The 9,944-nt window shown below is 76.8% G+C and carries 1 protein-coding gene and 3 pseudogenes; all 4 read right to left on the bottom strand.

All coding sequences use genetic code 11. From position 1 onward, the window contains the following. Positions 1–793, bottom strand: a pseudogene (locus KPF47_RS40805) (SDR family NAD(P)-dependent oxidoreductase); the annotation flags it as partial. A 137-nt stretch (positions 794–930) separates the two neighbouring features. Further along, positions 931–7,473, bottom strand: coding sequence for a type I polyketide synthase (locus tag KPF47_RS10860; protein WP_224388620.1), 6,543 nt, complete (start codon positions 7,471–7,473; stop codon positions 931–933). A 122-nt stretch (positions 7,474–7,595) separates the two neighbouring features. Continuing rightward, a pseudogene (locus KPF47_RS40060) lies at positions 7,596–8,066 on the bottom strand (acyltransferase domain-containing protein); the annotation flags it as partial. Between the two features lie 125 nt (positions 8,067–8,191). Further along, positions 8,192–9,944 (bottom strand): annotated as a pseudogene (locus tag KPF47_RS40800) (beta-ketoacyl synthase N-terminal-like domain-containing protein); the annotation flags it as partial.

The following is a 9,944-nucleotide window of genomic DNA, read 5'->3' as shown; positions in this document are numbered from 1 at the left end:
GCGTCGAGGTCCAGCTCCCGGGTCGCCTCGTGCAGGTGCCAGGCGGCGTCGGCCTTGGCGCCGCAGCACCGTGTCGCGCCGGGGCCGCGTCCAGCGCGCCGACCACACCGTCGTCGAGCACACCCGCGGTGTGCACGACGGCCCGCAGCGGGCGCTCCCGCCCGGCCTCGGCGACCAGGGCCGCGACGGCGTCGCGGTCGGCGACGTCGCAGGCCACCACCCGGACCCGGGCGCCGAGCGCCTCGAGGTCGGCGACCAGCTCCGCCGCGCCCCGTGCGGACGGCCCGCGACGGCCGGCGAGGACCAGGTCCCGCGCACCGCGTCGGGTGACGAGGTGCCGGGCGACCAGGCTGCCGAGCCCACCGGTCCCGCCGGTGACGAGCACGGTGCCGTCCGTGCGCAGGGCCGGACGCGCGTCGGGGCCGTCGGGGCCGTCGGGGCCGTCGGTGCCGTCCCGCTGCTCGGGCGTCACGGCGGTCCGGACCAGGCGCGGGGCACGCAGGCGCCCGTCGCGGACCGCCAGCTCGGGCTCCGTGACGAGTGCGGCCAGCGCGGCGGCCGTCAGGGACGGATCCGTACCGGTCGCCTCCGGGTCGAGGTCGAGCAGCCCGAGGGTGCCCGGGTTCTCGTTCCCCGCCGACCGGACCAGGCCCCGGACCGCGGCGGCCGCCAGGTCGGGGACGGCGCCGCCGTCCACCGCGACGGCGCCGCGGGTCACGACCACCAGCCGGGCCGTGGCGAGCTCCTCGGTGGCGAGCCACTGCTGGACCTGTTCCAGGGCCCGGACGGTGCAGGCGCGCACCTCCTCGGGCCGCCCGGTGACGCCCGGATCGGCCGCCACCGGGAACAGCACCACGTCCGGAACCGGCTCGGTGCCCGCGGCGAGCGTGGCCAGGTCGTCGACCTGCACGGCGTCCGGTACCGCCTCGGTCAGCCCGAACGGGTCGGCCCCGAGGACCGCGACCGACCCGGCCGCGCCCTGCGTGGCGTCGACGTCCGTCCAGTCCAGCCCGAACAGCGCGTCACGGTCGGTCCGGGCGGCCCGCAGCTGCTCGGCTCCGACCTGCCGGGTGTGCAGCGCCTCGACGGTGACGACCGGAGCACCGGTCCCGTCGACGGCCTGCACCGACAGGACACCGTCCCCGGCCGGCGCGATCCGCACCCGCAGGGTGGCGGCGCCGCCCGCGAGCAGCGACACCCCCGACCAGGAGAAGGGCAGTGCGCCACCGCCGGCTCCGTCGCCACCGCCGGTCCCGCCGGGGCGAGGGCCGCGAGCAGCGACACGTGCAGCGCGGCGTCGAGCAGCGCCGGGTGCAGGCCGAACCCGTCGGGGCCCCCGGCACCGTCGGGGAGCTCGACCTCGGCGAACAGCTCCTCGCCGCGGCGCCAGGCCGCCCGCAGGCCGCGGAACACCGGGCCGTAGGCGAACCCGGCGTCGGCGAGGACGTCGTAGCAGCCCTCCACCTCGACCGCGGCCGCGTCGGACGGCGGCCACACCGCCGCGTCCGCCGCGAGCGGGGCGGCGGGGCCGGCCGGGGCCAGCGCACCGGCCGCGTGCCGGGTCCAGGCGTCCTCGCCCGCGCCCTCGGGCCGGGAGTGGATGCCGATGCCCCGGCTGCCGTCGGTGTCCGGTGCGTCGACCGTCACCTGCAGCTGCAGGGCCCCCTGCTCGGGCAGGGCCAGCGGTGCGGCCAGGGTCAGCTCCTCGACCCGGTCGCATCCGACCTGGTCGCCGGCCCGGATCGCCATGTCGAGCAGCGCCGTGCCGGGGACCAGTACGTGCCCCAGCACCGTGTGGTCGACCAGCCACGGGTGCGAACCGCGGGACAGTCGTCCGGTGAACACCACTCCCCCGCCGGACGCGAGCTCCACGGCGGCGCCGAGCAGCGGGTGCTCGGGCGCACCGAGGCCGGCCGCGCGGACGTCGCCGTCCGCGGTCCGGGCCGCAGGCCAGAACCACTGCCGCTGGAAGGCGTACGTCGGGAGGTCGACCCGGGCCGGCCGGGTCCCGGTGAACACGTCGTGCCAGTCGCCGGTGCGTCCGGCGGTGTGCAGCTGTGCCCGCGCGGTGAGCACGGTCGTCTCCTCGTCGCGGTCGCGGCGCAGCAGGGGCACCGTGACGGCGCCCTCCGGGACGGTCTGTGCGGCCAGTGCCGACAGCACCCCGTCCGGGCCGATCTCCAGGTAGGCGGTGACACCCGCGGCGTCCAGCGCCGCGACACCGTCGGCGAACCGCACGGTCTCCCGGACGTGGCGCACCCAGTACTCCGGGTCGCACAGCTGACCCGGCTGCGCGAGCGCACCGGTCAGGTTCGACACCACCGGCACCACCGGCTCGGAGTAGGTGAGCTGCTCGGCGACGGCCCGGAACTGCTCGAGCATCGGGTCCATCAGCGGCGAGTGGAACGCGTGCGACACCTGCAGCCGGGTGGTCCGCCTGCCCTGCTCGGCGAGCCGGGTCCCGACGGCCAGCACGGCGTCCTCGGTACCGGACACGACGACCGAGGACGGTCCGTTCACCGCGGCGATCGCGACGTCACCGGTGAGCAGCGGCGTGACCTCGTCCGGTCGCGCCTGCACCGCGATCATCGCGCCGCCGGTCGGCAGCGCCTGCATCAGCGACGCCCGCGCCGCGACCAGACGCGCCGCATCGGCCAGCGAGAACACCCCGGCCACGTGCGCCGCCGCGATCTCACCGATCGAGTGCCCCGCCACCAGGTCCGCACGCACACCACAGGACTCCACCAGCCGGTGCAGCGCGACCTCGACCGCGAACAGCGCGGGCTGGGTCCAGCCGGTCTCGTCGAGCCGGCCGGACTCCCGGTCGTCGGCGGCCCACATCACCTCGCGCAGCGACGGGGTACCGGCGCCCGCGGGCTCCAGCTCGGCGTCCAGCGCGGCCACGACCGCGTCGAACGCCTCGGCGAACACCGGGAACCGCTCGTACAGCTCCCGGCCCATGCCGGGACGCTGCGAGCCCTGCCCGGAGAACAGCAAAGCCGTGCGGCCGCCGTCGCTCTCCCCGGTGACCGCCGCCGGGTCCGGGCGACCGCCGGCGACCGCGTCGAGCGCGGTGAGCGGGTCGGTACCGGCCCCGGCGAGGACGACGGCGCGGTGGGCGAACTCCGACCGGGTGGTCGCGAGCGCGTGGGCGACGTCGACCCGGCGCGGGCCGGGCCGCTCGGTGAGCGCGTCGCGCAGTCGTGCCGCCTGGGCGCGCAGTGCCTCCGGCGTGCGACCGGACAGCACCCACGGCACCACGCGGGGTTCGGGCGCGGCGGGCTCACCGGATCCGGGGACGGCGGCGGGCTGCTCCAGCACGACGTGCGCGTTGGTGCCGCTGATCCCGAACGACGACACCCCGGCCCGGCGCGCGCGCCCGGTCTCCGGCCACGCGGTCTGCTCGGTCAGCAGCGCGACCGTGCCGTCGGACCAGTCCACGTGCGACGACGGCGCGTCCACGTGCAACGTGCGCGGCACCGTCCCGTGCCGCATCGCCAGCACCATCTTGATCACACCCGCCACACCGGCGGCGGCCTGGGTGTGGCCGAGGTTCGACTTGACCGACCCCAGCAGCAGCGGACGGTCGGTGTCGCGGTCCCGCCCGTAGGTCGCGATCAGCGCCTGGGCCTCGATCGGGTCGCCCAGGGTGGTGCCGGTGCCGTGCGCCTCGACGACGTCGACGTCGCCGGTGGACAGGCCGCCCGACGCCAGCGCCTGGCGGATGACCCGCTGCTGGGACGGTCCGTTCGGTGCCGTGAGCCCGTTGGAGGCGCCGTCCTGGTTGACCGCGGACCCGCGCACCACGGCGAGGATCTCGTGCCCGTTCCGCAGCGCGTCGGACCGGCGCTCCAGCACCAGCATCCCGACGCCCTCGGCCCAGCCGACGCCGTCGGCGTCGTCGGAGAACGCCTTGCACCGCCCGTCCGGGGACAGGCCCCGCTGCCGGGAGAACTCGACGAACGTGCCCGGCGTCGACATCACCGTCACACCGCCGGCGAGGGCGAGCGTGCACTCCCCCGAGCGCAGCGCCTGCATCGCCCAGTGCATCGCCACCAGCGACGACGAGCACGCCGTGTCGACGGTGACCGCCGGGCCCTCCAGGCCCAGGGTGTAGGACACCCGGCCCGACGCGACGCTCGGGGAGCTGCCGCTGCCCTGGAAGCCCTCGTACTCGGGCCCGGCGAGCACCGTGCCGTAGTCGCTGTACATGACCCCGGCGAAGACGCCGGTGGCGCTGCCGCGCAACGAGACCGGGTCGATCCCGGCCCGCTCGACCGCCTCCCACGAGGTCTCCAGCAACAGCCGCTGCTGGGCGTCGGTGGCCGTCGCCTCACGCGGACTCATCCCGAAGAACCCGGCGTCGAACTCCGCCGCGGTGTGCAGGAACCCGCCCTCGCGGGTGTAGGAGGTGCCGAGGTGGTCGGCGTCGGGGTGGTAGAGGTTCTCCAGGTCCCACCCGCGGTCGGTGGGGAACCCGGTGATCGCGTCGCCGCCGGAGGTGACCAAGGTCCACAGGTCGTCCGGGGTGGCGACGCCGCCGGGGTACCGCGACGCCATCCCGACGATGACGATCGGGGCGCCGGCGACCGCGGCGGTGCGCGCCGGGGCGGCCGGGACGGCGTCGTCGGTGCCGAACAGGTCGTCGGCGATCACCTCGACCAGCAGGTCGACGGTCGGGTGGTCGAAGACCATCGTGGCCGGCAGCCGCAGTCCGGTGACGGTGTTGAGCCGGTTGCGCAGCTCCACCGAGGTGAGCGAGTCGAAGCCGAGGTCGCGGAACGCGCGCCCGGCGTCGACGTCGGCGGCGCCCGCGTGGCCGAGGACCAGCGCGACCTGCCCGCGGACGAGGTCGAGGAGCACCTCGCGTCGCTCCTCGGGGGTGAGCGGGGCCAGGCGGTCCCGCAGCCCCGACGCGGCGGCCGAGCCTGCGACCGCGGCACGGCGGGAGCGGCCCCGGACCAGGGTCCGCAGGACCGCGGGCACCTCTCCGTGGGCGCGCAGCGCGGCCGGGTCCAGACGCAGCGGCGCGAGTGCCGGTTCACCGGTGGCCAGGGCGGCGTCGAACAGGGCGAGTCCGTGCTCGACGGTCAGCGCCGGGACCCCGGAGCGCGCGAGGCGCGCCGCGTCGGCCTCGGTCAGCTCGCCCGCCATGCCCTGCTCCCAGGGGCCCCAGGCCAGCGCGGTGCCGGGGAGCCCCTCGGTGCGGCGCCGCAGCGCCAGGGCGTCGAGGAACGCGTTGCCGGCGGCGTAGTTCGCCTGTCCCGGGTTGCCGAGCACACCGGCGACCGAGGAGAACAGCACGAACGCCGTGAGGTCGCGGTCGCGGGTCGCCTCGTGGAGGTGCCAGGCGGCGTCGACCTTCGGACGGAGGACCGCGGCGAGCCGCTCGGGGGTGAGCGTGGCGACCAGACCGTCGTCGAGCACGCCCGCGGCGTGGATCACCGCGTGCACCGGGTGCTCGGCGAGGAGCGCGGTGACGGCGTCGCGGTCGGACACGTCGCAGGCGACGACGGTGGCGCGGGCCCCGGCGTCGGCCAGGTCGGCGACGAGGTCGGCGGCGCCCTCGGCGTCCGGGCCGCGGCGGCTGACCAGCAGCAGCTCACGCACGTCGTGCGCGGCCACCAGGTGGCGCGCGAGCACGGCGCCGAGACCGCCGGTCCCGCCGGTCACCAGGACGGTGCCGGCGCCGAGGCCGGCGGCCGCGGTGTCGTCGCCGGCGGGTGCGCGGCGGGCCAGGCGGGCCGCCCGCAGCTCCCCGTCGTGGGTCCGCAGCTGCGGCTCGTCGCCGTCCAGGGCCGCGGACGGCAGCGTGGCGGTGGTGTCCGGGTCGAGGTCGAGCAGGCCGAACGCGCCGGGGTTCTCCGACTGCGCGGACCGGACCAGTCCCCACACCGCGGCCGCCGCCGGGTCGTGCCCGGTGGTGGCGCCGCGGGTGACGACGACGAACCGGGTCCCGGCGAAACGCTCCTGCTCCAGGCGGGCGCGGACCAGGCCGAGCACCCGGGCGGTGAGCGTGTGGGCCGCCGCGGCGGCGTCCTCGCCACCGGGGTCCGCGGGTGCGGCGACGGGCACCAGCACCGGGCCGGCGGGCGGCCCGGACGGCAGGTCGTCGTGCTGCTCGACGGTCGCGCCGAGCCCGGCCAGTGCGCCGGTCAGACCGAACGGGTCGTCCCCGACCAGGACGGCGGTGGTGGCGTCGGGGAGCGGCCCGGCATCGGGGACGGGGGTCCAGTCGAGGCCGAACAGGGAGTCCCGGACACCGGGGGCGACGTCGTCGGGAGTGCCGACCGACCGCATCTCCAGCGCCCGGACCTCGGCGACGGGGGCGCCGCCGGGGTCGGTCGCGGAGACGGTGAGGGTGCCGTCGGGGTCGCGGCGCAGCCGCGTCCGCAGCGCGGACGCGCCGGCGGCGGCGAGCGAGACACCGCTCCAGGCGAACGGGACCCCGGCGGCGGTACCACCCGCGGTGTCCTCCCGCCGGTCCTCGCCCCGGTCCTCGACCAGCCATGCGGACTGCAGGGCGGCGTCGAGCAGGGCGGGGTGCAGGCCGTAGGCGGTGGCGGTCCCGTCGGCGGGCTCGGGGAGGACGAGCTCGGCGAACACCTCGCCGTCGCGCCGCCAGGCGGCCCGCAGCCCCTGGAAGGCCGGGCCGTAGTCGAAGCCCTCGGCCGCGCGGGCCGGGTAGAAGCCGTCCAGGTCGACCGGTTCGGCGCCGGTGGGCGGCCAGACCCCGTCGAGCGGGTCCGGGACCGGCGGGAGGGCGGCGACCAGGGTGCCGGTGGCGTGCAGGGTCCACCCGGCGTCGGGGTCCGGGTCGTCGTCGGTGCCGTGCGGCCGGGCGTGGACGGTGACCGGCCTGCGGCCGGTGGCGTCGGCGGCGCCGAGCCGGACCTGGGTCCGGACGGCGTCGTGGTCGGGCAGCACCAGTGGTGCGGTGAGCGTCAGCTCCTCCACGTGGTCGCACCCGACCTCCTCGCCTGCCCGCAGCACGAGCTCGACGAACGCGGTGCCCGGCAGCAGCACCCGGCCGCCGACGGCGTGGTCGGCCAGCCACGGCTGGGTGCGGGTGGAGATCCGCCCGGTGAGCACGAGGCCCTCGCCGTCGGCGAGCGCGACGACGTCGCCGGCCAGCGGGTGCCCGGTCGCACCGGTACCGGCCGGTGCCCCGGTCGTCCCGGTCGGCCAGAAGTGCCGGTGCTGGAAGGCGTAGGTCGGCAGGTCGACGTGCCCCGGCACGGCCGGGAGCAGGGCGGTCCAGTCGACCGGTGCGCCCGTGGTGTGCAGCGTGGCGAGCGCCGTGAGGGCGGTGTGCTCCTCGTCGCGGTCGCGGCGCAGCACCGGGACCGTCACGGTCGTGTCGTCGGGCAGCGACTCACGGGCCATCGCCGAGAGCACACCGTCCGGGCCGAGCTCCAGGAACGTGGTCGCACCGGCCTCGGCCAGCGCCCGCACACCGTCGGCGAACCGCACGGCCTCCCGGACGTGGCGCACCCAGTACCCCGGTCGCACAGCCGACCCGGCTCGGCGAGCGCACCGGTCAGGTTCGACACCACCGGCACCACCGGCTCGGAGTAGGTGAGCTGCTCGGCGACGGCCCGGAACTCCTCGAGCATCGGGTCCATCAGCGGCGAGTGGAACGCGTGCGAGACCCGCAGCGTGGTGACCGAGCGGCCCTGCGCGCGCAGCTGCTCCGCGACGGCCAGGACGGCGTCGCGTGCCCCGGACAGCACGAGCGAGGCGGGTCCGTTGACCGCGGCGACCGCCACGTCGTCGGTCAGGTGCGGGCGCACCTGCTCCTCGGTCGCACGGACGGCGACCATCGCACCCCCGGTCGGCAACGCCTGCATCAGCGACGCCCGCGCCGCGACCAGACGCGCCGCATCGGCCGGCGAGAACACCCCCGCCACGTGCGCCGCCGCGATCTCACCGATCGAGTGCCCCGCCACCAGGTCCGCACGCACACCCCAGGACTCCACCAGCCGGTACAGCGCGACCTCGACCGCGAACAACGCGGGCTGGGCCACGCCGGTCTCGTCCAGCGCCGCGGCGTCGGCGCCCCACACCGTCGCCCGCAGATCACCACCGAGCTCGGCGTCCAGCACACCGCGACGACGGCGTCGAACGCCCCGGCGAACACCGGGAACCGCCCGTACAACTCACGGCCCATCCCGAGCCGCTGCGAACCCTGCCCGGAGAACACCACCGCGGTCCGGCCGGGCCGGGCGGTCCCGGTCACGACGGCCGGATCGGGGGTGTCCGTGGCGAGCGCGGCCAGCGCGCGCAGGGCGTCGTCGCGGTCTGCGGCCAGGACGGCGGCCCGGTGGGCGAACCGCGACCGGCTGCTCGCCAGTGCCGACGCGACGTCGGCCGGGACGAGGCCGGGCCGGTCCTGCAGGTGCGCGCGCAAACCGGTCGGCCTGCCCGCGCAGCGCCTCGGGGGTCCTGCCGGACAGCACCAGCGGCGCCAGGCCGTCCCGGGCGGGTGCCGGGGCGACCGCGTCGGCGGGTTCCACCGGCGACGGGCTGCTCCAGCACGACGTGGGCGTTGGTGCCGCTGATGCCGAACGAGGAGATCCCGGCGCGGCGGACGCGCCCGGTCTCCGGCCAGGCCGTCCGCTCGGTGAGCAGCTCGACCGCTCCGGCGTCCCAGTCGACGTGCGAGGAGGGCTCGGTGACCCCGAGCGTGCGGGGCAGCACCCCGTGCTGCATCGCCATGATCATCTTGATCACGCCGGCGACGCCTGCGGCGGCCTGGGTGTGGCCCATGTTGGACTTGACCGAGCCGAGCAGCAGCGGCTGCTCGCGGTCCTGCCCGTAGGTGGCGAGCAGGGCCTGGGCCTCGATCGGGTCGCCGAGGGTGGTGCCGGTGCCGTGCGCCTCGACCGCGTCGACGTCGGCGGTGGACAGGCCACCGGAGGCGAGTGCCTGCCGGATGACGCGCTGCTGGACGGCCCGTTGGGCGCGGTCAGCCCGTTGGAGGCGCCGTCCTGGTTCACCGCCGAGCCGCGCACCACGGCGAGGATCCGGTGGCCGTGGCGCAGCGCGTCGGACCGGCGTTCCAGCAGCAACATGCCGACGCCCTCGGACCAGCCGACGCCGTCGGCGGAGTCGGAGAACGGCTTGGAGCGGCCGTCGGGGGCGAGGCCGCGCTGGCGGGAGAACTCGACGAAGGTCTCGGGGCCCGCCATGACGGTGACGCCGCCGGCGAGCGCCCGGTCGCACTCCCCGCTGCGCAGCGCCTGCGCGGCGAGGTGCAGCGCGACCAGCGACGACGAGCACGCGGTGTCCACCGTCATCGCCGGGCCCTCGAACCCGAAGGAGTAGGAGATGCGGCCCGAGGCCACCGACAGCGCGCTGCCCTGGCCCTGGAAGCCCTCGAACTCGTCGCCGTCGAGCCGGCTGCCGTAGCCGGAGTACATGACTCCGGCGAACACACCGGTCCGGCTGTCGCGCAGGCTCTGCGGGTCCAGCCCGGCGCGCTCGATCGCCTCCCACGACGACTCCAGCAGCAGCCGCTGCTGGGCGTCGGTCGCCATCGCCTCGCGCGGGCTCATCCCGAAGAAGTCCGCGTCGAAGCCCGGCGGCGTCGTCGAGGAACCCGCCGGAGCGGGCGTAGGAGGTGCCGCGGTGCGCGGGGTCGTCGTCGAACAGGTCGTCGAGGTCCCAGCCGCGGTCGGTGGGGAACCCGGTGATCACGTCGGTGCCCTCGTCGAGGACCGTCCACAGGTCCTCGGGCGAGCCGATGCCGCCGGGGAAGCGGCAGCTCATGCCCACCACGACGACGGGGTCGTCCGCGGTGACGACACCGGCGACGTCGGCACCGGTCCCGGTGTCGCCGTCGGCGTCCGGCCCGAGGAGCCCGACGAGCAGGTGCTCGGCGAGCGCGGCGACCGTCGGGTAGTCGAAGATCGCGGTGGCGGGCAGCCGCAGGCCGGTGGCGG

It is taken from the genome of Pseudonocardia sp. ICBG1293 (genome assembly GCF_020131355.1).
GTDB lineage: Bacteria > Actinomycetota > Actinomycetes > Mycobacteriales > Pseudonocardiaceae > Pseudonocardia.
Note: the sequence above shows the minus strand (reverse complement) of the source record. Positions and strands in the feature narration are given on the sequence as shown.